We start from the raw sequence: 22,024 nt of genomic DNA on the forward strand, positions 1-22,024 counted from the left end.
CTGATTCATGCCCTGCCTGAATCGGGGCTGCTTGAGCGCAGATAGTCAGGCGTCAGTACGCCCTGCAGGCTATGCATCGCAGGCTCCAGCAGTTCTGCCATCCGCATCGCCAAAGGCGTTGCCTCCAGGTACCGACAGCGTGGCAAAAATAGCGGGTCAGAAAATTTGCACCGCAGCTTTCGAAGCGAATTGCTGATCGCAGGCTGAGTGACGCTCAGCATTTGGGCTGCGCGAGAAACGCTCTTCTCCCGGTACACCACCATAAAGGTCACCAGCGAATTCAGATCGACCTCACGTAAGACCTGCTCATCAAAGCGCATTAGCCCCACCTCCATTGCGGGTGGAAAACTGCAGGGCTCTGCTGAACTTGGCGAGCAGCTGAATCAGATCGGTCAAATCGCGACAGCCCATATGGTTCTCCATGTCCTCCTCACTGGCCCACTGGCTCTGCAGTATCCAGAGATCGGGCTGCTCATGGCTTCGAGTAAAGCGATACTCAAGGCACCCTCTTGCGGCGCGCAGTCGACTTAGGCACGCAAGGATGCTGCTTTCCAGAGATAGATCCTTAATCGATGAAATAAGGACTTCCAGGGTACCGACCACTTTCTTCTGCAACATGATCTCAGCCTCGAACGTGCGGCCTCAAAGAGCCCCGACACTGTTGAAACACATCCTTTACGCGGACTCCTAGAGCCAGCCTCATGCTGGCGGAACCAGGGCAGAGCTATCCGAACGGCACTCGTATCGTTTGCGACTCAGGCGTGTCGATCAGGATCTCACCGGCACTTCGGATGTCCGGAGCCGGCAAACAAATGATTCCATTAAGACTCATATGAGTCAATAATGTCTCACAAAAGATCATTAAGGCACGACCAGCGGTCTGGTCCGCTGGAACTCCCTCACTGGGCGACAAGTTCGACGGGCTGGCTGAGCTAGGGTTGCAAATCGCTGGCGGCGAACAGACTGGTGGACTGCAGAACATCTATGCGTAAGGAGCGGGTGATGACTAAGCAGCCCGAATGCCCAATGTCGATGTTGCGGCGAGCTCTATTTCTGATTCGCCGCTATGAAATTCTTTCATCGCACAGGCGGCGCAGGGCTGTCCCGACAAGCCCCACTGATGCCGAGTCTCTTTCGCAGCATGCAGCTGAGCTTCCGGTCCTGGGTTGCAAAAAGTGACATTCGATCGAGGCATTTTCCGACATCGGCATCCAGCTGCCATCTCCCTAGACTTGATATCGCCCAGGCGCGTGCCGTTCCGCTGCTCAGTCAGTCGACAGATGACCGATAAGGCAGCCATGACAAACATGTCGTCAGCGCAGCTCCAGCTGCAATCAGGCCGTTCGGCAGTTCGCTCACGAGCATCCAAATTCGGATCAGGGGAGGGACGCTATGTGCTGACAATCACGTGGTTGGTGGTGTGCAGGCTTCGCAGCGATCTTCGCGTGCATATGGTTTGTAGGTACGAGATTCAGTGAATAACGCGGGGCGCTTTTTCGCGTCCCTCTGTACGAGTGGATAACAATGTCTGACTACAAAGCTCCCCTGCGTGACATGCAATTCGTCCTCAATGAGGTCTTCGAGGTTGCCAAGCTCTGGGCAGAACTGCCGGCGCTGGCCGAGACCGTCGACGCCGAGACCGCCAGCGCGATTCTCGAAGAGGCCGGCAAGGTCACCGCAGGCGTGATCGCCCCGCTGAACCGCAGCGGCGACGAAGAAGGCTGCAGCTGGAGCGCCGAGGGCGTGAAGACCCCGGCCGGCTTCCCCGAGGCCTACCGCACCTACGCCGAAGGCGGCTGGGTGGGCGTGGGCGGCGCGCCGGAATTCGGCGGCATGGGCATGCCCAAGGTGATTGGCGCCCAGGTCGAGGAAATGGTCAACGCGGCCAACCTGTCCTTCGGCCTGTACCCGATGCTGACCGCCGGCGCCTGCCTGTCGCTGCTCAACCACGCCAGCGAAGAACTCAAGGCCAAGTTCCTGCCGAACATGTACGCCGGCACCTGGGCGGGCTCCATGTGCCTGACCGAGCCGCACGCCGGCACCGACCTGGGCATGATCCGCACCAAGGCCGAACCGCAGGCCGATGGCAGCTTCAAGATTTCCGGCACCAAGATCTTCATCACCGGCGGCGAGCACGACCTCACCGAGAACATCATCCACCTGGTGCTGGCCAAACTGCCCGACGCGCCGGCCGGTTCCAAGGGCATCTCGCTGTTCCTGGTGCCGAAGGTGATGGTCAACGCAGACGGCTCCCTGGCCGAGCGCAATGCCGTGTCCTGTGGCTCCATCGAGCACAAGATGGGCATCAAGGGCTCCGCCACCTGCGTGATGAACTTCGACGGCGCCACCGGCTGGATCGTCGACGAGCCGAACAAGGGCCTGGCCGCCATGTTCACCATGATGAACTACGAGCGCCTGGGCGTGGGCATCCAGGGCCTGGCCACCGGCGAGCGTTCCTACCAGAGCGCCGTGGAATACGCCCGCGAGCGTATCCAGAGCCGCGCACCGACCGGCCCGGTCGCCAAGGACAAGGCCGCCGACCCGATCATCGTGCATCCGGACGTGCGTCGCATGCTGCTGACCATGAAGGCGCTGAACGAGGGCGGCCGCGCCTTCTCCAGCTACGTTGCGATGCAGCTGGACACCGCCAAGTACAGCGAAGAGCCGACCACCCGCAAGCGCGCCGAGGAACTGGTCGCCCTGCTGACCCCGGTGGCCAAGGCCTTCCTCACCGACATGGGCCTGGAAACCACCATTCATGGCCAGCAGATCTTCGGCGGCCACGGCTTCATCCGCGAGTGGGGCCAGGAGCAGTTGGTGCGCGACTGCCGCATCACCCAGATCTACGAAGGCACCAACGGCATCCAGGCGCTGGACCTGATGGGCCGCAAGATCGTCGGCAGCGGCGGCGCCTACGCCAAGCTGTTCACCGACGAGATCCGTGCATTCACCGCCTCGGCCTCGGCCGAGCTTTCCGAGTTCACCGGCCCGCTGAACGCCGCCGTGCAGAACCTGGACGAACTGACCGCCTGGGTGCTGGACCGCGCCAAGGGCAACCCGAACGAGATCGGCGCCGCGTCGGTCGAGTATCTGCACGCATTCGGCTACACCGCCTACGCGTACATGTGGGCCCTGATGGCTCGCGCTGCGCTGGGCAAGGAAGGCCAGGACGAGTTCTACGCCAGCAAGCTGGGCACCGCGCGCTTCTACTTCGCCCGCCTGCTGCCGCGCATCCACTCCCTGAGCGCTTCGGTGAAGGCGGGCAGCGAGTCGCTGTACCTGCTGGACGCCTCGCAGCTCTGAGGGTCAATTCGCGCTTCAGAAAGTTGTTGCACGCGATTGAGCCATACCTTTCCGGCCGCTAGCTGTCTCCTATGAGGGGCAGCTATGGGTTCAGGCTGTGTGAAAACGTCGAAGTGCTTACACCAGTTCCGGGACAGACCAAGACCAAAGTATCTAGACCGGTATGTCCCTATAGACATCATCGACAACGCCTTGGGTTCAAGTCATAGAGGCTTATCTGGCGTGCATCGAATGGGAATCTATCAGTAAGTCACTCTCACGAACCTTCACGTGGCACTGGTGATCAGCCAGACTGTAATTGATCTGCACAAGGGGGCGCTGGCAGCGCTCCCTTCGCACTCTAGATCCCACGGTAGTAGCTGTCCTGATATGCAGGTCAAATCTTCAGCGTCACGTTGCGTAGAAGCGCATATCGGGACCGCAATAGCGCAAACTGAGAGCGGCCCCCCAGTAACGGAGAGCATCGATGCCAGCTTTGATTCTGCCCGCTGTAGTCGAACTGGTAATGCAACTGGGTAAGCTAATTGTTCAAGAGGCCTCGCGACCCGGCGGCCCACGCGGGGCGATTGATAAAGCGGACGTTGATGTCGAGATAGAAGAGCTTCTGCGAAAAGGGCTGATGGAGATTTTGCCCTGCGATTTCGTTGGTGAAGAGACTGGCGTGCACCTCAGCGGCGATCCATCTTGCTGGGTGGTCGATCCCAACGACGGCACATCCGATTTTCTCCGGACAGGGATGGGCTCTGCCATCTCTGTTGGACTGCTTCATGAGCAGCAACCAGTTTTGGGCGTCGTACACGCCCCATTCACGCAGCAAGGGTCGGACTGCATAGCCTGGCAACAAGGCAGCGTAGGAATCTGGCGCAACGGTACGATCCTCACTCCGAAACCTCTGCAGCCGCTAGTGTCCGGCACCACAGTTTTCGTAAGCGCGGCGGCAGAGGCCCATCTAAACCTGAACAATGAGCTTTGCGCTCCAGCCCTCTGCCATCCGATGACCAGTGTTGCCTACCGATTGGCTCGAGTAGCCGCAGGTGACGGCATTGCTGCAATCTCGCTGTATCCGGTCGCCCCTCACGATGTTGTAGCTGGACATGCTCTGTTACGTGCGGCCGGAGGCGACCTGCTTGATCATCAAGGATTCGCCATCCAGTACAACAGATACGCGCTGTTTACCGGCCAAGTGCTGGGATGTTTTGGGGGCGAGCCTGCGGCCTGCCAGCAACTCAGTAAGCGAAATTGGCGACGTCTCGTGCCGACCTATTTGGCCGAGCAAGCCTGACACCCTTTCTCAAGTTCGCCGGTGTAATTTCAATAAGAACTGAGAAAACGAAGTGAGGTCCGCGAAGGTGTCGACATCTGCTCTACCGGATCGATTTAGGTGAAAGCCTCGCATGCCGAATCGTCGGGGGCCAAGACAATCAGCCTCGAGCGTATCGCCAATCATGACCATGCTTGATAATGGGCAGTTCAGTTGCAGAGACACCTGCTCGTAGATCGCGCGCTCCGGCTTAACGGCGCCTACCCTAAAGCTCCAGGAATACGCATCAAGGTGAGGGAGGAGGAGCATTACAGGGAGAGCATATGGTGCTGCGAGATTCGAACAAACAGCAACACTTATTCCAGCGTCCTGCAGAATTCGGATAGCTGGTAGAGAGTCGGGATAGAGCTTGATACTACCCAACTCGCAGAGCAGATCATGCTCCAATTCCGCTAGCTGAGAGAGTGTGACTTCAACCTCGAAGCGCTGAGCCGCCGCAGCAAGTCCCAAGTCCTCACACATAAGAATTCGCGCATCATCAGGGGTTGGCCGACGCCCCATATTCCTGGCAAGCTTCATCAGTTTGAGGAAAGGATGTTTGCGATCACCTATGCGAAGCAAGGTGCCAAACACATCAAAAACAACAACTTCTGGCATAGCAAAATAGGCATTTGAGTTATGCATTTGCGGCTTCCCACAAACTATCTAGCTTAGCATTTAGACGACAGTTCCTTTATTGCTATCTCACACTGCCGCCGCATCCAGCTTGGCATTTTGGATTCCATTAACTTTTCCAGCTCCTCACAAGGCAGACGCCGAAGAATCATAGAGCATATCGTGCCATCGAGCGACAGCTTACCAAGTTGAAACATAGCCACGAGTGCTAATCCCGCTAGTGACTCAGGATTCTGCAACCAGTCTTTGCGAGCATGGAAAAGTTCAACAGCCAGCCCTCCAATGACTAACGTCCTGGTGCGACCGCTAGTATAAAAAGTAGGAAACACTAAGATCCTTGTACCGACGCCAAATCGTCTTAATGCTTCCAATCCATGAACCTGAAAGATCTCTCCACTTGAACTGGAAATAAGGCGCAAAACCTTAATACACCCAGGGCATATTTTTCCAATATCCTTATGGACTAACGGCCGCACGTATACCCCTCGTGAGATCCTTTCAATCACACCAGTTTTAGCTAGGCGGCGGAGAGCACCATTTACAGAGCCCCGAGACCCGAGCCCTTCGAATTTCCCGCATAAGAATGGCTCTCCTATCTTTACTCTCTTGATTCGAACTAAAACTTTATCGACAACAGACATATCCCCCCCGTGAGAGTTAGTATCTCTCTACGACCAGTAAGTACTCCACGCTGCCACTGCGGTGAATCATACACATCCCAATATCAAACACACAGCGATAGACAATCTCAACCAGACCCAAAGCGGAGAAATTCACCTACGGCGACCAAGAGGATTAGATAAGCGTCTTATATTCGATGAGTAGACTGTTTTTTCAATATTAACAACCGCTCCCCAGTCGCCTGGTTCAGAGAAAATGCATTGTTGGCTTTCTGTCAAATAAACCACCCCCAAACGGCCGGCCATCAAATCAGAAACATGAAATATCTCATCAACCACATCAACACACCAAACCAACTTATCATGAAACAATCGAGATGATTTTATATAAATTCTTTCTATTTCAAATTCAGCATCCTGCCTATAAATCAATCCTTTTAGATCTGCAAGATTGCTAATCGTGAGGAATAACTTTCTAGGTGTGCTCTTGCGACGAACTGATATATCGAGAAGAAGCACCGGCGCACTCGATCCGAATGCGCAATCACTACCAAGACCTGCCGTCCTCCTTTGATCAGCATCTTCAAGCCATTGTGGTCGTCGCACTACATATCCTCCGAGCTCTGAGATTGGCAAAGGCAGCACAAGAAACCAGGCAAATGAGAATAGATCACTTCCATGACTAAGATATCTGGTAGTCATATCGCGTTCAACAGCGCTTTATCGCTCTCTTTTGCGGGGGGGCGAGATGGAGACGAAAAAACCGTTTGGACAGGCCTTGAGGTTGGCCAGGCTGAAGAAAGGGCTGTTGCAAGAGAATTTCGAAACCGTCAGCAGTCGCCAGACGGTCAGTTTCCTTGAGCGAGGTAAATCAAGCGTGACACTACAGAAACTCGACGATCTCTGCTCCGTTCTCGAGGTTCACCCCGCGACAATGGTTGCATTCACCTATCTGCTCGGTGGTCCAACTCAGAATGCTTCCGTGGAGGAGCTGACTCAAATCATCAGTGAGGAATTAAAATCCTTAGAGCACTTTAAAGATCTCTTATCTCAAAGCGATCTTCAACTTTAAGAAGGCGCTTACTTAACCATTAAAGAGAAATTCAACTTAGTAAACCCAATGTTTTCAAGCTCAAAAATTAGATTCCCTAGATCAGCAGATGAATAATATATAGCCTCGAAAATTTTTACGTGCTGCGCACGCAAGCTGTTATATTTTACGCGAGAAACCTCCAATTCAGCTTGTAGCTTTTGCACTTTCTCTCTTAACAGATCAACTTCCCTTCCCCCATCAGACTGGCGCCGCTCGGTTTCATATCTTTTTAAGACCGAGTCCAAAAAACATTGTTTCTTGCGAATAGTCTCACGTGACACATTGGCATCGCGAGCAAAACCCGACTGCGTATAGGTATAAATTCGACCGCTAGCCGCTTCGCCCTCAATCAACGACATGAGTCTAACCTCTAAATATTGTTCTAGCCTCAGCCCACGCAATTGCATAAACCCTCCGAGTCACTTCTTGCTATTTTCTTTGGAAGATAATGCCAAATACCTCCCCGTGGAACTTGACACCTTAGAAAAATGAATGAACTGGGGACTATCACTTTTGCCAATCTCTTTCAACCTTCTAATGAACCTCTCGGAGCTGTCATGAATCTTTCTAATCTGCGCAATTTGACTAAGGTTCTGGACATCTATAACAAGATGCTCACAAGCTTCATCTTCCTTTCCATGAGAGAAGCAAGAGAGATGATGCGGGCAAGGATTTAATGCAAGATTCATCGTACATACACCATGAGGCATGTAGTTCAATAGAGAAGTCGATGCCTCAAGGTATTGCTCTGCCCTGCCTTCATCCACAACCCTTAGCCTCTTATATGTATCAGTAATGTAACCGGCCGCTTCACCTGATCGAATTGAATCTCTAGTTTTCCGTATCGATGCTACTCTATCTCGAATACCAACATGATCATAAACAGCGGTTTGCTCCGAACTTTTCCGCCCAAGCAACAATGCAACCTGTGTATCTGTCAGCCCACCCCTCTTATAAACAGTATTAAGCCAATGCCTCACATCGTGCCAACTGAACCTTGCCATCTCACCTGTTCTAGAATCGACCACTTTATGCCTAACCAAGAACCCCTCTCTCTTTTTACTTCCACTCAACCACTCGGTGAACATACCAACACTCACGACCGTAAAACTCCCACGTTTAACCTTATAACTATTTAGCAAATTTTCAGAAACCACATAGAGTGCGTCTTTGGGATGCAAAACACTTGCACCTGTTTCGCTCATAATTACTGGATTTACCTTCTTAACGAAGTCCTCCCGGTTTACGTCTGGATATATATCTGGAGAATAAACCCGACAATTCAACTGACAAACAAGCGCATCATCCAAAATATCCTTAATCTCACAAACATAATCACCCACGCTAAATTCCAAATTACGATTCAAAACTTCAATACCTATCGCAAGCGGATTCATCCTGACTCGGCCCTGCCATTTATCGCTAAACTCATTTACTACGACAGCTTCTCGCTTTGCGTTGAAGAGGAGATACTTCCCATCAACTGCCGCTTGCTGCCTCACGACTAGGTCGCGAAATGCACGATCAGTCATACCAAGTGAATTCGATGCCTTGGAATAAGAGCCAGCCGCCTCAAGAACGGCCATGACATCCAACTCTCTCTTGAGGCTATGCGACCAAACCGCTTTGGGATTGACCAGAACATTTCCTGCAGTCCACTCGTGGCAAAACTGCATGACGAAAAACCTCAAAGCATCACGATCGGATACAATCTTTGGCCAATTTAACTTCGGATTATTTTCTAGAGATTCCGCAATTGAGCGCCCAGCATCCGTACACTTTTCAATAAACTTTATTATCCGCTTTACAGTAGGAACCAAAACTTGCGGGAAGTGTCTTACACCCAATCTTCCAGATTTCTCAACGTAAATTTTCACGACATAAACCCCTTCCAAAAAAATTAGGCAATTTTTTGGAAGCCCTGCCAATTCGCCAATCCTTAACCCCAGAATTGAACACAGAATTAGAGAGTATGTATAAAAACGGTCCACCTTAGTCAGCCGAGATAAACTTGCAATACTAAATACTTTAAAAATCACCTCATCAGGGATTAACTTATCCTTTTTACCACTCTCGGTTCCCCACCTCCCGTAATCCACCACCCGTCGATCAGATCCTTCATAGCTAACTCTCATGCCAAACCTAGCTAGTAGCCACTTAGAGAACAGCTGAAGTGGACTTCTTACTCCGCGCTTGAACTGCTTCTCTCCCAACTCAGCCGCGCGATAGAAATCACCATCCGATATTTCCTCCAATTTCTTTTGGCGAACAACATTGTCCAGAGCAGCCAAACTCCTAACTAAGTTATCAATATACGCAACTGAGACTCCATCTAACGCTCGCTTATCCAATACAAACAGCTTAACGGCCACTTTAAGCTCATAATTACGATAACCCTCAAAGCTCACACTTAGAGAACTGAAGTTCCCTGGCCGAGACAACCAACCAACAAGATTCCATCTATCCGACTGTACATTTTGATGTTCCGGAAGAAATCCAGAATAGACATCTAAAAAACAACCGAGGCTAGCGACTGACATGATTCTCGTCCTCTTCGCACTCAATAATTTTTATGACATCCTCTATCGCCTGATACACCCTCTCGAAGTCACTTACTACTTTACTTCGCTCGTGCACTCCTGGTACCGAATTCCATCTAGTGTATTCGGACTGCACAAAGTCTCTAGCCCGCCTATGGTCGCCATCTTTCCAAGCAATGAAGAATTTGCAACCATTATAACAACTAAAGAAGGGGTGTTTGGTGCATACCGTGGAGCATGAGCACTCCCCAACTACTGCAGGCCTTTCGCCCAAAGGAACAAAAATCTCATTGCCACTAATACTCTCCGATATTACTCCTTTGAAGAAGGTCTCATTTAGACTAGAGAACATGCCTCCTAGACGATTATCGACCTTCTCTGTCAGAGGTCTAAGCTCACTCCCAATAGCATCGATGTAAACATACGAGGCATTTTCAGAGTCATGCTCAAGAATATACTGTATCTCTTTAGCTGATGCCCCTCTCAATGCCAAGGAAGTTGCCCCACTATGCCTAATCCTTGTCGCTGTCAAAATCATGTTTTGTTTAGTTCGCGGACTGATCAGGCACCGTCTTTCTATCCATCTTCCAATAGAAGAGCTCGCCCATCCTCTAGGGTCATCAAATCGGCTAGCTTTGCTGGTAACAAACAGCCTACCTTCCAGTGCCTGCTTCTCCGCAACCCCTGGTATTCTTCCAAATTTCTTAATTGCTTCAGCAAGGGCGTCGCTGATTGGCCAAAGCTCAGGCTTTCTTCCTGACTGATATTTCCACTTTGGAACCAAAAGAAAGTAATCACTGCCATTTGTATCTTCCGCGGCATTCCACAGCCCATCATTTGGTATAGCTACAATCTGACCGAATCTTTTCACTGTTTCTATTAGTGACCAGATTACAAGGCGCAGAGAACAGTTATCCCAAGTTTCATCCTCAGGCTCCCTCATTACGTTAATCCGTAATAGCTCAGATTCTGCGGTGACTAACGCTCCGATTTCAGAATCCCAATCAAGAACCTCCTGGTACTTTGTTCGCTCATAAGATGCAGAGAGCCTATCTAATAGATATTCACCAAGAGAGTTTGCTCCTGCCAACTTTTTAGCAGCACAGAATTTATATATCCTCCTTATGGTCATGACCTTTGTTTCGGATCTTGTTCCTTTTGCATGCAGCCATAACGACCTCCAGTCACATTCCGAAATGGAGGAAAAGTCGCTCCAGCTTGGATTCCATTCATCAGAGAGAAGCCCCAAAGCTAAACTTACTTGAACCATTATTCCAGGAGTAACCTCAAGTAACTTCCTACGCAAATACTTAGATACCGAGACAAGTACGACTTCTGGCACCTTAAATTTGGAAAAATCGATGCAATATGTGATACCTCGCCACCTTGTAACCCACCTATCACCACAAGCGTCAATGGAAATACCTAACCGCATGTTTATCAGTGGAAATCCTGAAGAGTCAATCACATCGACGCTCTCCTATTAAAACCTATAAGCCCTTTTACCGCAGCGTCCCGAATGGCTCTTCGAGTATATATATTCAATGATTTTTCAGACTTCCACCCCCCCCAATACCTCAAAGACTCATAGGCTGCTTTGTCACCTTCTGGTATCTCGGAGTACCACTTGTTAAAAAACGTGTGACGAACCATGTGCCATCTAAAATCCATCCCCAGAGCATCGGAAACTTTTAGAGCCAATTTTCGGACAGCGGAATACGAAAGCGGGAGACATCCCACACCATGGGAAACGAATAAATAATTATGCGAGACAGACTCTAAATTCCTACTCCCTCCAATCTCAGACCAACATCTAAACCTTGACACATAATCTTCCAAAGCATCAGGAAGATTACTGTCTTTATCAATAAACCCAAGATCTCTTGACAGGGTTTTCACTTTTGGCGAATAAACTCCCCTCGGGTCATATTCGCTAAGGTCTCGCTCATCCAGTCGTACAACTCGCAGATATGGATCACTACCAAAGAGATACAGATCCTGGAGCCTTAAAGCTAATATCTCACCTATTCGCAAACCAAATTCCCAGGCTATCCTCCAAATCAGATAGTCTCTGAAACATTGAGGAGAAATATTCTCCCTTGATGAGTTTCTATCTACATAAAGATGCCTCTCAATCCCTGAATAACACCTCATATCAAAATCAGAAAATTCCAGATCGTGCCCGTTAACTCTAAACGGGACATCCCAAAAAATTTTTAACACCTCCAATGCATCTTTCGTATCCAGGACTGCAGCATTTCCCTTGCGGCCTGACATATTTCGCAGAACGTGCCAAAAAGCGAATTTTCGGGCACTACAAAAAATCTGATAAATATAATCACTAGAAAGAGGCTCACCACTCCGTAAATCCTTCAACCCTTTCAACCAGCGACCAAATGAAACTACACCAACTCGATTGAGACCAAACCCACACAACATCAGTTTATCGATGTCGACACCTTCTCGATTCCCCCACGTAAACAGGTAGGCAAGTTGCTGCATAATTGTCCTTCCACTACCTCGCTGGCCGCCGCCTCTAGCAAATAGATACGCTTCATACAAAGACGCACTGAAAGGTGGACTATGCATATTTCCACTCAGCACGTATCTGACACACCCATTGAGAGAAAACTTCTCCACTACGAAATCTAGGCGACTCATTGCCCATCCCTCTTAAACAAGAAGAATAGGATTTTAGAACTACGAATAGCAGATAGTTTTAAAACCACGAGCATATGAATTGGTCGCAGTTCAAAAGATTGAATGAGCGGAAGACCAGCAATTAACTTTCGTAAGGACTCGATAGACATAGCTATACCTCGACGGATTGTCGGGCACAGCTACCGTCTCGTCATCTAGATATGGACTGATCGAGAAGCAGGTTAACCGTGGACCATGAGCATTACGCTGATGCACGCTCAAACTTTAATCGCAGCACTTGAATATTTAAAGCCGATCATAATTGAATTTAGAAATTAGCAATCTCACGAATATTCAATTTAAGAATTAACAACTAGGCACCTTCCGGTATAGAAAATCATGGATAAGGCAGAAGCCGACCGGCACGACAAGATGCTGGAGCTGGCGGAAACGCTTGCCGAGGTTCTGCAGAAGGCGGTGCCTTCGCTCAAGGAGGAGCAGGTCGAGGAAATCGGCATTTTCATGGCCAAGAACCGCGACGCCTTCGCCCGCGCCTTCAAGAACCAGCCCGATGCGTTGAACGAGATTTTCAGCGAGGCCGCGGCCGAAGAGTAAGCCGACCCATCGCGGACGAAGTCCGACGTCGAGGTGCAGCTTTCGTAGGACTTCGTCCGCGATGTACCGGCAGGGCCGGTGCCGGGAATGTCTCCACGCGAACCGCGGCAGTCACCTTGAACACCTCATTCCTCCGCGATGGATTTCGTGGACAAGGTCCGCTCCTAAGGGAATGCATGGCTCCTTCAGTGCCCTGAATATTCCCCGTAGAGAATCCGCTCGGCCAGCTTGTCGGCGATTCGCGCCGGCGACAGGTGATCGGCCTGGGCATGGGCGTACACCTCGGTCAACCGCTCGGCGATCCGCGACAAGTGCGCGGTGATGGTCGGCAACGACTCGTCCTGGTGCTGCAATGCGACGTAGATCAGCCCGCCGGAGTTGATCACGTAATCCGGCGCGTAGAGGATCCCCCGCCCCTCCAGCTCGTCGGCCACCACCGGCTGCGCCAACTGATTGTTCGCCGCGCCCGCCACCGCCGCACAGCGCAGGTGGCCCACCACCTGCGATGTCAGCACCCCGCCCAGCCCGCACGGCGCGAGAATGTCGCAAGGCGTGGTGAGCAGCGCTTCGTTGGGCACCGGGCGTGCGCCCAGTTGCTCCACCGCCAGTTGCACCTTTCCCGAATCGATATCGCTCACCAGCAGCTCCGCGCCGGCGGCGGCCAGGTGCTCGGCCAGCGCATAGCCCACATGTCCCAGGCCCTGGATGGCGACCCGCAGGCCTTCCAGGTCGTCGCTGCCCAGGCGTGCCTGGGCGCTGGCGCGGATGCCGGAGAACACCCCCAGCGCCGTGTGCGGCGAGGGATCGCCGCCGCTGGTGGTGCTGGTCACATGGCGGGTGTACTGGGCAATGCAGTCCATGTCCGCGCTGGAGGTGCCGCTGTCCACTGCGGTGATGTAGGCGCCGCCCAGGGAATCGATGAAACGCCCGAAGGCTTCGAACAGTTCGCCTCGATTGGCCACGTGCGGCGGGCGAATGATCACCGCCTTGCCGCCGCCCTGGCGAAGGCCGGCCAGCGCGGCCTTGTAGCTCATGCCCTGGGCCAGCCGCGCGGCATCGCGCAGGGCGGCGTCCTGGCTGGGATAGGGTAGATAGCGGCAACCACCCAGCGCCGGCCCGAGCCGGGAATTGTGGATGGCGATGATGGCCTTGAGTCCCGTGGCCGGGTCCTGGGTGAGATGCAGCGACTCGAGCCGGGTGGCTTCCATCATGTCGAACATGGCGGCGCTCCCTTGCTGTTGACCGGGCGCCCTTGCATCAGGGCCCTAACAGTATAGGCAGTCCGCGGGGAGCGTAGCGCCACCGGAGACTGGACGAGCGCAGCCCCCAGCGGTTACAACCGCAGGGTCAGCCGGAGAACGCCATGAACCCGCGTCAAGCCTGCCTCGCCTGTCTTGCCCAGGAGCCACCGGCCCTGTTCGAGGCTGCGTTGTGGATCGCCGCCGAGCACCTGCCGCAGCACAGCCCGGAACAGATACGCCGCCTGTTCGACAGCCTGGCGCACCAGGTCGCGGTGGCGCTTCCGGCAAGCACCACGGATGCCGAGCGGGCCCAGGCGCTGCTGCGCCGGCTGAGCGAACTGGGCTTCGCCGAGGACGACGAGTTCCCCCTGCAACCCCGCGCCGCCCTGCTCCCTCAGGTGCTGCAACGCCGCCACGGCCAGCCCCTGTCGCTGGCGCTGATCGCTCTGGAGCTGGCGCGCCAGCAGGGCATCGCCCTGGTCGGCGTGAACTTCCCCGGACGCTTCCTGCTGCGCGTTCCCGGCGCCGATCACCTGCTCGATCCGGCCACCGGCCGGCGCCTCTACACCCGCGACTGCCGGGACCTGCTGGTGCGCCAGTTGGGACCGCAGGTGGAACTGTCCGCCGCGCACCTGCAAACCGCCAGTGCCGCCGAGATGCTGCAGCGCCTGTCGCGCAATCTGCGGCAACTGCACCAGGGCATCGGCGAACCGCTGGCCGCGCTGAAGGACGCCCAGCGCGTGCTGGAGCTGGGCCCGCCGAGCGCCGGCGACCACCTGGCCCGCGCCGACCTCTACCACGCCCTGGAGTGCCCGCAGGCCGAACGCTACGACCTGGAGCGAGCCATGCTGCTCAGCGACGATCCCGCCGAGCACATGCGCCTGGCCCAGCGCCTGGCGGAAATCAGCGTGCCGCCCAAGGCCCTGCACTGAGCCTCGGGGCCTGACCAGGGTCTCGCGAGCCGGGGCAGGACAAGGCGCGGCGGGCGCTCAGACCTTCAGCAAGCCCAGTTCCTTCGCCCGCGCCACCGCCTGGGTACGCCGTTCGACGCCGAGCTTGCCGTTGATCCGCCGGGCGTGGGTCTTCACCGTGTGCAGCGAAATGTAGAGACGTTCGCCGATCTCCAGGTTCGAACAGCCGCGTGCAATCAGTTCCAGCACGGACAGCTCGCGCAGGCTGAGCAGGCTGTGCGGCGGCATCTCGCCGGAACAGGGGCGCAGGCCGAACAGCGCCGGCTGGCGACGCTGGGTTTCCCGCAGCGTGGCGAGCAGGCCGAAGCGCTGTACCAGCGCCACTCCCTCGTCGAGCGCGACGCGGGCTTCGTCCAGGTCGCCGGCGATGTAATGGACTTCGGCCAGCGCCAGCCAGACATCGCAGGCCAAGGTGTTGCGTCCCTGCCGCAGCAAGTCGGGCAACATTGCGGACAACCGCTGCCGCGCCCCCTCGACGTCGCCGTCGTAGAGTTCGGCGAGCGCCAGGTAGTGCTCCACCCGCAGGATCAGGTCGGGCGTGGCCGCCGGCGGGTTCAGGCGGTCCGTGCGGCAGCGCGAGGCGACCCGCAGCAACACCTCGCGCGCCTGTGCTGCACGCCCCTGGCGCAGGCTCAGGGCGCCGCTGAGCAGCAACAGCGAGCCACGGTACATGGCCTCCGGCACATGTTGCAGCTGCATCAGCCGTTCCACTTCCAGCAGACGGTTGAAGGCGCCATCGATGTCGTCGTCCAGCGCGTCCAGCCAGGCCATGCCGGTGAGGCCGTAGATCAGGTTCGGGTCATGGCTGCGGCGGGTCTCGGTGAGGCCGACGATGAACAGCTCGCGCGCCTCGTCGTTGCGTCCCTGGCGCAGGCTCAGCCAGCCGCGCCGCAGGGCCACGCGTCCGGCCATCGCATTGCCGGTCACGCGCATTTCGTCCAGGTAGTCCTGCACCCGCGCCAGCAGCGCGTCGGCCCGCTGCAGCTCGCCGCGCTGCTCCAGCCACTGTGCGCGGTCCAGTTCCAGCAGCGCTTCGAAGGTCAGGCTGCCGTGCAGCCGCGCGACCTTGAGCGCATCCCGGTTGATCAGGCGGGCTTCGGCCAGGCGCCCGTCGGCCTGGGCCTGCTGGGTCAGCGCCGACAGGCAGATCAGCTTCTGCGCCCAGGCATCCTCCGGCAGGCATTCCAGCGCTTCGCGCAGTTGCTCGTGTGCGCCGGCGTGCCCCCGGGCGTGGGTGAGGATTCCGGCCAGACCCTGCCACTGTGCGACCAACGCGCGCTGCCGGCGCTCGCCGGGCAGCGGTAGGAAGCGGGTGAAGCCCGAGAGCAGCGCCTTGACGTCGTCCAGCCGGCCGACGAACAACAGCGTCCAGGCGTTGAGCACCAGCAGGCGCGGCGTACTGCACAGCAGCTCGTCCGGCAGCGTTTCGCGCAGCTTGAGCACCCGCTCGATGGTGCGCCCGTACAGCAGGTGCTCCTCGGTGAAGTGTTGCAGCAGGCTGGCGGCCACGTCGGGTTGCTCGGCGAGCAGCGCGTGCTCGAGCGCCGCGTGGAGGTCGTCGCACTGGCTGAACCACTGGCAGGCCCGGCGGTGCAACATCGTCGCCGGCCAGCGGGACAGGCTCGCCAGGGCCGGCGCCAGCATCGGCGCGACCTGGAACCAGCGCTGGGTGTTGTCCACCGGTTCGATCAGCGCGCCCCAGGCGAGCAGGCCATCCAGCCCCTGGCCGGGCGCGTCGAACAGGTAGTCGCTGAGCTCGCGGCCGAAGCGCGGGACGATGGCCAGCGCGCAGAGAATGTCCGCCAGCGGCTCGGGCAGCGTGGCCAGTACTTCCCGCTGCAGGTAGTCCTGCAGCAGCGCACTGCCGCTCTCCGCCATCAGCGTGGCGCAGGGCGCCAGGCCATCGCCGGCCAGGCTCAGCAATCGCAGGCGGACGCCAGCGAACCAGCCTCGGGTCGCTTCGTGCAGCGCTTCGCGCTGGGCCTGCGGCCATTCCAGGCCGGATGCCTGCAGGTAGCGATCGAGCTCGCCCTGGGTCAGCGCGAGGGCCGAAGCGTCCAGCTCCAGCAGCTCGCCTTCGAGCAGCAGGCGTGTGAGGTTGCACATCGGTCGCCGTCGGCTGGCCAGCCACCAGCCGATCTGCGGGGAGGCCACGGCGAGCAGGCGGTCGAAACACTCGTCGAGCGCGGCATCCGGCGTCCGGGGATAGTCGTCGAGCATCAGCCAGACCGGCTCGCTCGCCGTCTCCAGCCAGGCGCTCAGCGCTTCTTCGCCGTCTCGGAGCACACCGAGCGCTTCCGCCAGCCGCTCGCAGAACTGCGCGGGCTCCAGCGCCCGGCCACCGAGCCCCAGCCAGACCACGCGGGTGCCGGCCGGCGCCTGGCGCGCGCACTCGCTCAGCAGCACCGTCTTGCCACAGCCGGGCGGCGCCACCAGCAGGCGCAGGCGGCATTCGGCGGAATCCAGGCTGCTCCGCAGGCGATCGCGGGACAGGTACTGGCGAGGCAGTCGCGGCAGCGCCGCGCTGTGCAGGGCGATTGTCGACATGGGCTTCTTCCGGCCATTTGCTGCGAGCCAGACTATGCCCAGGCGCGGACCGGGCAAAGGACCATCAGCCGCACTCATGGCCTGTCATAGCGCGGGCTGCTCCAGGCCCGGCGCAGACGCTGCGCCGCTCGAAAAAAAGAAGCCCGGCGGCTCGTGCGAGACGCCGGGCAAGGAGCGAGAGAGCCGGTCAGCGCACGCCGGTGTTGCGCAGCGCCGCCGGGGTGAAGTCGGCCATGCTGGCCTTGACGCCGAACTGATAGCCACGCTTCTCCTCGTTGTTCAGGCCGAAGGTCACGTAGCGGCCGGCGAGCACGTCGTAGAGCGATTCGGCGGAATAGCCGGTGGCGAGTTCCGGGTAGAAGGTCATCGAGTGGCCCTCACCCACGCGCCACAGTTGGCCACGGCCGTCGTACAGCTCCGACTCGGCGATCTGCCAGCTGTCCTCGTCGAGGTAGAAGCGGCGGGTGGCGTAGATGTTGCGTTCGCCGGACTTCAGGGTGCCCACCACTTCCCACACGCGGTGCAGTTCGTAACGGGTCAGGTCCTGGTTGATGTGGCCGGGTTTGACGATGTCGTCGTACGTGAGCTGCGGCGAGTTCAGCCGGTAGCTGTTGTACGGGATGTACATCTCGCGCTTGCCCACCAGTTTCCAGTCGTAACGGTCCGGGGCGCCGGAGAACATGTCGTAGTTGTCCGAGGTGCGCATGCCGTCGGAGGCGGTGCCGGGACCGTCATAGGCCACCTGCGGGGCGCGGCGCACTCGGCGCTGGCCGGCGTTGTAGATCCAGGCCAGGCGCGGCTCCTTGACCTGGTCCAGGGTTTCGTGGACCAGCAGCACGTTGCCGGCCAGGCGCGCCGGGGCGGTGACCTGCTGCTTGAAGTAGGTGAGGATGTTGCCGGTCTTGCCCTCGTCCTGGTCGGACATGCTCTGCGGCACCGCGATCGACTCCTCGAAGCGGATCGGCGTGTAGCTGCCATTGGTCTGCGGCACCACCTGCACCACCACGCGGGAAATGTTGCCGCCGTGGTAGCGGGTCAGGTGGTTCCACAGCGCCTGCACGCCGTTTTTCGGAATCGGGAAGGCGTAGTAGCGGCTCTTCTCGAAGTTCTCCAGGCCGTTGCCGTCGTTGATCGGCTGGACGAACTCGGCGCTGCGCTTGATGGCACCGTAGATGTCGTCGGGCAGCGCGAAGGTGCGGTGGCTCTTGTACACCGGGATCTTGTAGGTATCCGGGTAGCGCTTGAACAGCGCCAGTTGGCCGGCGGAGAGCTTGTCCTTGTACTGCCCGGCGTTCTGCGCGGTGATGGTGAACAGCGGCTGCTCGCCGGCGAACGGGTCGGCGAGGAAGCCCTTGGCGTCCACCTTGGCGGCGTCGCGGGCGATGCCGCCGGTCCAGGCCGGGATGCTGCCGTCGGCGTTGCCTTCCTTCTGCGAGCCCATTGGCGTGAGGCTGCTGCCCAGCTTGGCCACCTCGTCGGCGGAGACCGCGGCCATCACCCCGCAGGACAGCAGGCTCAAGGCCAGCGCGCCGCATTGAAGGATTCTTGTCGTTCTCATACGTCGGTTCCTTGGTCAGGCAGGTCAGAAGTTCACGCCGAAGCTGAGCGACACGAAGTCGCGGTCGACGATGGTGTTGTAATCGCCGCCGAAGAAGTTCGTGTAGTTCAGGCTCGCGGTGTAGGTGTTCTGGTACTCGGCGTCGAGGCCGACGCTGGCGGCCTTGCTGCCTTCGTTGAAGACCGGGCCGTAGCCATGCACGTCATGGGACCAGGCCACGTTGGGCTTGAGGTTCACCCCGGCGAAGACGTTGTTGTAGTCCCAGATGGCGCGGGCGCGGTACCCCCAGGACGACGAGGTGTAGAAGCCGCCGCTGCCGTACTCGGCGTCGGCCGCCGCGTTCTCCGGCACGCCATACACCGAATCGCGGCCGTAGCGCTCACCGACGTCGTTGGTCATGCCACCGACGTAGGTCACGCCGACCTCGCCGACCACCGTGACGCGGTCGGCGCCCAGGGTCTGGTCGAAGAAGTGGGTGAAGGTGGTCTGTGCCTGGGTCACTTCCTTGCGCACATAGCCGTGGTTGACCTGGCCGGCCTGGGCCAGGGCGCCGGGCACGCCGCCGCTGGCGAGTCCGTCGGCCACTGTGGTGGCCAAAAGCGGCGTCAGGTCGGTGGTGTTGAGCTGCAGCGGCATGTTCGGCCGGTAGCTGATCTCGCCGTTCCACGCGGTGCCGGTGGGCAGGGTGGTGGAGAAGCTCAGGCCGTACAGGCGGATGTCTTCAGGGTATTCGAGGAAGTAGTTGCCGCGCCCCAGCAGGATCGGCTGGGCCAGCGCCGAGGCGCCTGCCGAGATGGCGGTCAGCGCGTTGCCGATATCGGCGGCGCTGGCGTTCTTCATGCTCACGATGGGCGTGCGGCTGTGGTAGTTCATGGCGTACGCGCCGTATTCGACGTCATCGCCCAGCCAGCGCAGGGTCAGGCCCCACTGCCCGGAGTCGCGGGCATCGCGGTCGGCGCCGCGCGGCACCATCAGGCCCTCGGGGGTCACGGTCACGCCCAGGGAATTGAGCAGCGCCTTGGTCGCCGGGGCGTTCAGCGCGCTGACGGTGTTCTTGTCGAGGATGTTGTAGTTGCTGTTGCAGCCATCGGCGGCCACGTCGGTGGTGGAGAAGAAGGTGCCGCAGTTGTCGAGCACCGTCTGGTCCCACTCCAGCTGGTAGAAGCCTTCCACCGAGAGGCTGTCGGTGAGGCTCTGCGACAGGTAGAGCATGTTCACCGGGATCAGGCCTTCCTTGATTTCCGAGCCGGGCCGGCGGAAGGCGGAGACGTCGATGGGGTTGATGGCGTTGATGCTGTTGCCGATGAAGGTGCTCTCGCCCCAGCTCACCACTTGCTTGCCCAGGCGCACGGTGCCGGGCATCTCGGCGATGGAATAGTTGTAGTAGCCGAAGGCGTCGAGCAGTTGCGCCCCGGACGACTTGGCGCCCTCCTTGCGGCCATCGTCGGAGATGTCCTTCCAGGCCACGCTTTCATCCTTGAGGCGGAAGTCGTACCAGTACTTGCCACGGGTGAAGACGCCGAAGTCTCCGTATTTCAGCTCCAGGTCGTGGATGCCCTTGAAGATCTTCGAGAAGGTGTGGCCCTTGCGGAAGTTCAGGCGCCCGTCGTCGTTGGTCTGGGTCATCCCGTGGCCGCCGTTGGCGGAGCCGATCAGATCCTGCTTGGGACTCTGGGTACTCCAGCTGGCCCCCACGGACAGGCTGGAATCGAACTGTCCTTCGATTTCCCCAATGTTGAATGAAACGGCCTGAGCCTGGGTGGCGCATCCCAGGGCGACGGCGGTGGCGAGCAGTTGCGGTTGGAAGAATCCGCGCCTTGTTTTTGTTGTCATGCGGCTCTCCTGACGGTGTCGAGGTGGCTACACCCTACAAAGGCCCCCCGTGGGGAGTAAGCGCTCCAAGGTGGTATTCGCGATGTCGCCCGAAAGAGTGAATCCCCCCTCTGGAACGGGCATTTCCGGGCGACATTGGCGCAGGCAATGACAGGTCATCGAGCAACTGGATAGTGCATGGACATTGCCACTACCCGAATGACGCGGTTCTGGGGCATCCTTGGCACCCTATGCAAGCCATCGACCAACGCCCCACCGACAGCCACCTCAGCGAGCAGACTCGCGAGGTGGTCCTGCGCTATCACCAGTGCTGGAAGCATCGCGACCTCGAAGCGGTGCTCGCGCTCTACCATCCGCAGGTGGAGTACAACGACTTCTTCCAGAACCGCTGCCTGGGCCTCTCCGAGCTGCGCGAGTACGTGCTCGGCACCATGCCCAGCCGTCCGGAGGAGTTCCTCGACCACATCGACCGCATCCGCGTGGACGGCGATACCGCGTTCATCCAGTACCGCATCGCCGTCACCCTCAGCGGGCGCCTGGCGACCTTTCACTCCAGCGAAGCGATCACCGTGCGCGACGGCATGATCTGGCGGATCAACGAATACGCCTCGGTGGCGCGCGAAGGCGCCGAGAACCGCTCGCAGGCCAGCGACCCGCGCCCGGCCACCAGCCGCCTGGGCCTCTCGCCGCGTCAGCTGAGCCAGTTGGCCAACGACCTGGAGCACTACTTCAGCAAGAGCCAGCCATACCTGGCCCCGGACCTGGACCTGACCCAGGTGGCCACCGCCACCGGCTACACCCGCAACCAGATTTCCTACCTGCTCAACCAGGTGATGGGGCTGAGCTTCTACCAGTACGTCAATCAGACGCGCCTCACCCACCTGCTCGGCCAACTGCGCCCGCCGCTGCCGGCGCGCATCGACGAACTGGCCTTCTCCGCCGGCTTCAACTCGCTCTCGGCGTTCTACCGTTGCTTCCGCCAGCACACCGGGCAGTCTCCGCGCGAGTACCTCAAGCGCCTGCGCGACGAACAGAACGACGCCTGACCGGCATTTGCCGGCGGGCGCGCGGGCACTCCCCGCGTACCCGCGCAGACGACAGGCCCCCGCGCCACTTCTAGGCTTGCC

The 22,024-nt window shown here is 57.8% G+C and carries 19 protein-coding genes; 6 read left to right on the top strand and 13 right to left on the bottom strand.

The window, feature by feature from the left end; genetic code table 11:
- Positions 1 to 5 precede the first annotated feature (5 nt).
- Both H681_RS19870 and H681_RS19875 read right to left on the bottom strand, forming a co-directional pair.
- A complete protein-coding gene (locus tag H681_RS19870; RefSeq protein ID WP_015478682.1) occupies positions 6 to 320 on the bottom strand; it encodes a LysR family transcriptional regulator in 315 nt (104 codons plus the stop codon).
- Positions 310 to 618 (bottom strand): putative quinol monooxygenase, encoded by a 309-nt coding sequence (locus H681_RS19875; protein WP_015478683.1) that lies wholly within the window; start codon positions 616 to 618, stop codon positions 310 to 312. The genes H681_RS19870 and H681_RS19875 overlap by 11 nt, the downstream gene beginning before the upstream one ends.
- A 906-nt stretch (positions 619 to 1,524) precedes the next feature.
- Between H681_RS19875 and H681_RS19880 the strand changes: the two genes are divergently transcribed.
- Positions 1,525 to 3,303: an acyl-CoA dehydrogenase C-terminal domain-containing protein gene (locus H681_RS19880; RefSeq protein ID WP_015478684.1), complete on the top strand. Its 1,779-nt coding sequence runs from the start codon at positions 1,525 to 1,527 to the stop codon at positions 3,301 to 3,303.
- A 466-nt stretch (positions 3,304 to 3,769) separates the two neighbouring features.
- Positions 3,770 to 4,585: an inositol monophosphatase family protein gene (locus tag H681_RS26050; protein WP_157883342.1), complete on the top strand. Its 816-nt coding sequence runs from the start codon at positions 3,770 to 3,772 to the stop codon at positions 4,583 to 4,585.
- Between the two features lie 9 nt (positions 4,586 to 4,594).
- On the opposite strand, the gene H681_RS26055 is transcribed toward H681_RS26050, so the two are convergent.
- The 3 genes from H681_RS26055 to H681_RS26465 form a co-directional block, all read right to left on the bottom strand.
- On the bottom strand, positions 4,595 to 5,248 hold the full coding sequence (locus H681_RS26055; RefSeq protein WP_236620492.1) for an HAD family hydrolase: 654 nt from the start codon (positions 5,246 to 5,248) through the stop codon (positions 4,595 to 4,597).
- A 26-nt stretch (positions 5,249 to 5,274) separates the two neighbouring features.
- Positions 5,275 to 5,880 (bottom strand): DUF6088 family protein, encoded by a 606-nt coding sequence (locus tag H681_RS27295; RefSeq protein WP_015478687.1) that lies wholly within the window; start codon positions 5,878 to 5,880, stop codon positions 5,275 to 5,277.
- A 132-nt stretch (positions 5,881 to 6,012) separates the two neighbouring features.
- On the bottom strand, positions 6,013 to 6,561 hold the full coding sequence (locus tag H681_RS26465) for a hypothetical protein (protein ID WP_162140834.1): 549 nt from the start codon (positions 6,559 to 6,561) through the stop codon (positions 6,013 to 6,015).
- A gap of 46 nt (positions 6,562 to 6,607) precedes the next feature.
- Here H681_RS26465 and H681_RS19890 point away from each other — a divergent pair, with 46 nt between their 5' ends.
- Positions 6,608 to 6,931, top strand: a complete 324-nt coding sequence (locus H681_RS19890; protein WP_015478688.1) for a helix-turn-helix domain-containing protein — start codon at positions 6,608 to 6,610, stop codon at positions 6,929 to 6,931.
- An 8-nt stretch (positions 6,932 to 6,939) separates the two neighbouring features.
- Here H681_RS19890 and H681_RS26470 read toward each other — a convergent pair whose 3' ends face one another.
- The 4 genes from H681_RS26470 to H681_RS26060 are packed head-to-tail and all read right to left on the bottom strand — an operon-like array spanning position 6,940 to position 11,769.
- Positions 6,940 to 7,311, bottom strand: coding sequence for a hypothetical protein (locus tag H681_RS26470; protein ID WP_157883344.1), 372 nt, complete (start codon positions 7,309 to 7,311; stop codon positions 6,940 to 6,942).
- Between the two features lie 60 nt (positions 7,312 to 7,371).
- The gene (locus H681_RS26475) at positions 7,372 to 9,492 is read right to left on the bottom strand and encodes a hypothetical protein (RefSeq protein WP_157883345.1); all 2,121 of its coding nucleotides are present in this window, start codon (positions 9,490 to 9,492) and stop codon (positions 7,372 to 7,374) included.
- On the bottom strand, positions 9,479 to 10,960 hold the full coding sequence (locus tag H681_RS26480; protein WP_157883346.1) for a hypothetical protein: 1,482 nt from the start codon (positions 10,958 to 10,960) through the stop codon (positions 9,479 to 9,481). Before H681_RS26480 ends, H681_RS26475 begins: the two co-directional genes overlap by 14 nt.
- Positions 10,957 to 11,769: a site-specific integrase gene (locus tag H681_RS26060; protein WP_157883347.1), complete on the bottom strand. Its 813-nt coding sequence runs from the start codon at positions 11,767 to 11,769 to the stop codon at positions 10,957 to 10,959. The genes H681_RS26480 and H681_RS26060 overlap by 4 nt, the downstream gene beginning before the upstream one ends.
- A gap of 762 nt (positions 11,770 to 12,531) precedes the next feature.
- Here H681_RS26060 and H681_RS19900 point away from each other — a divergent pair.
- Complete coding sequence (locus tag H681_RS19900) at positions 12,532 to 12,747, top strand: YebG family protein (RefSeq protein WP_015478690.1); 216 nt, start codon at positions 12,532 to 12,534, stop codon at positions 12,745 to 12,747.
- 185 nt (positions 12,748 to 12,932) lie between these two features.
- On the opposite strand, the gene H681_RS19905 is transcribed toward H681_RS19900, so the two are convergent.
- Entirely contained in the window at positions 12,933 to 13,967 is a 1,035-nt protein-coding gene (locus H681_RS19905; protein WP_015478691.1) for a Glu/Leu/Phe/Val dehydrogenase family protein, read from the bottom strand.
- A gap of 143 nt (positions 13,968 to 14,110) precedes the next feature.
- On the opposite strand from H681_RS19905, the gene H681_RS19910 reads away from it, so the two are divergent.
- Complete coding sequence (locus H681_RS19910) at positions 14,111 to 14,920, top strand: SirB1 family protein (RefSeq protein WP_015478692.1); 810 nt, start codon at positions 14,111 to 14,113, stop codon at positions 14,918 to 14,920.
- Positions 14,921 to 14,977: 57 nt separating this feature from the next.
- On the opposite strand, the gene H681_RS19915 is transcribed toward H681_RS19910, so the two are convergent.
- The 3 genes from H681_RS19915 to H681_RS19925 form a co-directional block, all read right to left on the bottom strand.
- Positions 14,978 to 17,506, bottom strand: coding sequence for a helix-turn-helix transcriptional regulator (locus tag H681_RS19915; protein ID WP_015478693.1), 2,529 nt, complete (start codon positions 17,504 to 17,506; stop codon positions 14,978 to 14,980).
- A 187-nt stretch (positions 17,507 to 17,693) separates the two neighbouring features.
- Positions 17,694 to 19,064: a DUF1329 domain-containing protein gene (locus tag H681_RS19920; RefSeq protein WP_041712165.1), complete on the bottom strand. Its 1,371-nt coding sequence runs from the start codon at positions 19,062 to 19,064 to the stop codon at positions 17,694 to 17,696.
- A gap of 24 nt (positions 19,065 to 19,088) precedes the next feature.
- Positions 19,089 to 20,897: a DUF1302 domain-containing protein gene (locus H681_RS19925; protein WP_015478695.1), complete on the bottom strand. Its 1,809-nt coding sequence runs from the start codon at positions 20,895 to 20,897 to the stop codon at positions 19,089 to 19,091.
- A gap of 293 nt (positions 20,898 to 21,190) precedes the next feature.
- Here H681_RS19925 and H681_RS19930 point away from each other — a divergent pair, with 293 nt between their 5' ends.
- A complete protein-coding gene (locus H681_RS19930; RefSeq protein ID WP_167650147.1) occupies positions 21,191 to 21,943 on the top strand; it encodes a nuclear transport factor 2 family protein in 753 nt (250 codons plus the stop codon).
- Positions 21,944 to 22,024 lie beyond the last annotated feature (81 nt).

It is taken from the genome of Pseudomonas sp. ATCC 13867 (assembly GCF_000349845.1).
Taxonomy (GTDB): domain Bacteria; phylum Pseudomonadota; class Gammaproteobacteria; order Pseudomonadales; family Pseudomonadaceae; genus Pseudomonas.

What these genes read in the sequence shown, in the direction of transcription:
- H681_RS19875 (WP_015478683.1), bottom strand. Translation starts at nt 618, where the DNA reads ATGTTGCAGAAGAAAGTGGTCGGTACCCTGGAAGTCCTTATTTCATCG.
- H681_RS19900 (WP_015478690.1), top strand. Translation starts at nt 12,532, where the DNA reads ATGGATAAGGCAGAAGCCGACCGGCACGACAAGATGCTGGAGCTGGCG.
- H681_RS26475 (WP_157883345.1), bottom strand. Translation starts at nt 9,492, where the DNA reads ATGTCAGTCGCTAGCCTCGGTTGTTTTTTAGATGTCTATTCTGGATTT.
- H681_RS26465 (WP_162140834.1), bottom strand. Translation starts at nt 6,561, where the DNA reads ATGACTACCAGATATCTTAGTCATGGAAGTGATCTATTCTCATTTGCC.
- H681_RS19925 (WP_015478695.1), bottom strand. Translation starts at nt 20,897, where the DNA reads ATGACAACAAAAACAAGGCGCGGATTCTTCCAACCGCAACTGCTCGCC.
- H681_RS26055 (WP_236620492.1), bottom strand. Translation starts at nt 5,248, where the DNA reads ATGCATAACTCAAATGCCTATTTTGCTATGCCAGAAGTTGTTGTTTTT.
- H681_RS19915 (WP_015478693.1), bottom strand. Translation starts at nt 17,506, where the DNA reads ATGTCGACAATCGCCCTGCACAGCGCGGCGCTGCCGCGACTGCCTCGC.
- H681_RS19890 (WP_015478688.1), top strand. Translation starts at nt 6,608, where the DNA reads ATGGAGACGAAAAAACCGTTTGGACAGGCCTTGAGGTTGGCCAGGCTG.
- H681_RS26060 (WP_157883347.1), bottom strand. Translation starts at nt 11,769, where the DNA reads ATGTCAGGCCGCAAGGGAAATGCTGCAGTCCTGGATACGAAAGATGCA.
- H681_RS19870 (WP_015478682.1), bottom strand. Translation starts at nt 320, where the DNA reads ATGCGCTTTGATGAGCAGGTCTTACGTGAGGTCGATCTGAATTCGCTG.
- H681_RS26470 (WP_157883344.1), bottom strand. Translation starts at nt 7,311, where the DNA reads ATGTCGTTGATTGAGGGCGAAGCGGCTAGCGGTCGAATTTATACCTAT.
- H681_RS27295 (WP_015478687.1), bottom strand. Translation starts at nt 5,880, where the DNA reads ATGTCTGTTGTCGATAAAGTTTTAGTTCGAATCAAGAGAGTAAAGATA.
- H681_RS19905 (WP_015478691.1), bottom strand. Translation starts at nt 13,967, where the DNA reads ATGTTCGACATGATGGAAGCCACCCGGCTCGAGTCGCTGCATCTCACC.
- H681_RS19910 (WP_015478692.1), top strand. Translation starts at nt 14,111, where the DNA reads ATGAACCCGCGTCAAGCCTGCCTCGCCTGTCTTGCCCAGGAGCCACCG.
- H681_RS19880 (WP_015478684.1), top strand. Translation starts at nt 1,525, where the DNA reads ATGTCTGACTACAAAGCTCCCCTGCGTGACATGCAATTCGTCCTCAAT.
- H681_RS19920 (WP_041712165.1), bottom strand. Translation starts at nt 19,064, where the DNA reads ATGAGAACGACAAGAATCCTTCAATGCGGCGCGCTGGCCTTGAGCCTG.
- H681_RS26050 (WP_157883342.1), top strand. Translation starts at nt 3,770, where the DNA reads ATGCCAGCTTTGATTCTGCCCGCTGTAGTCGAACTGGTAATGCAACTG.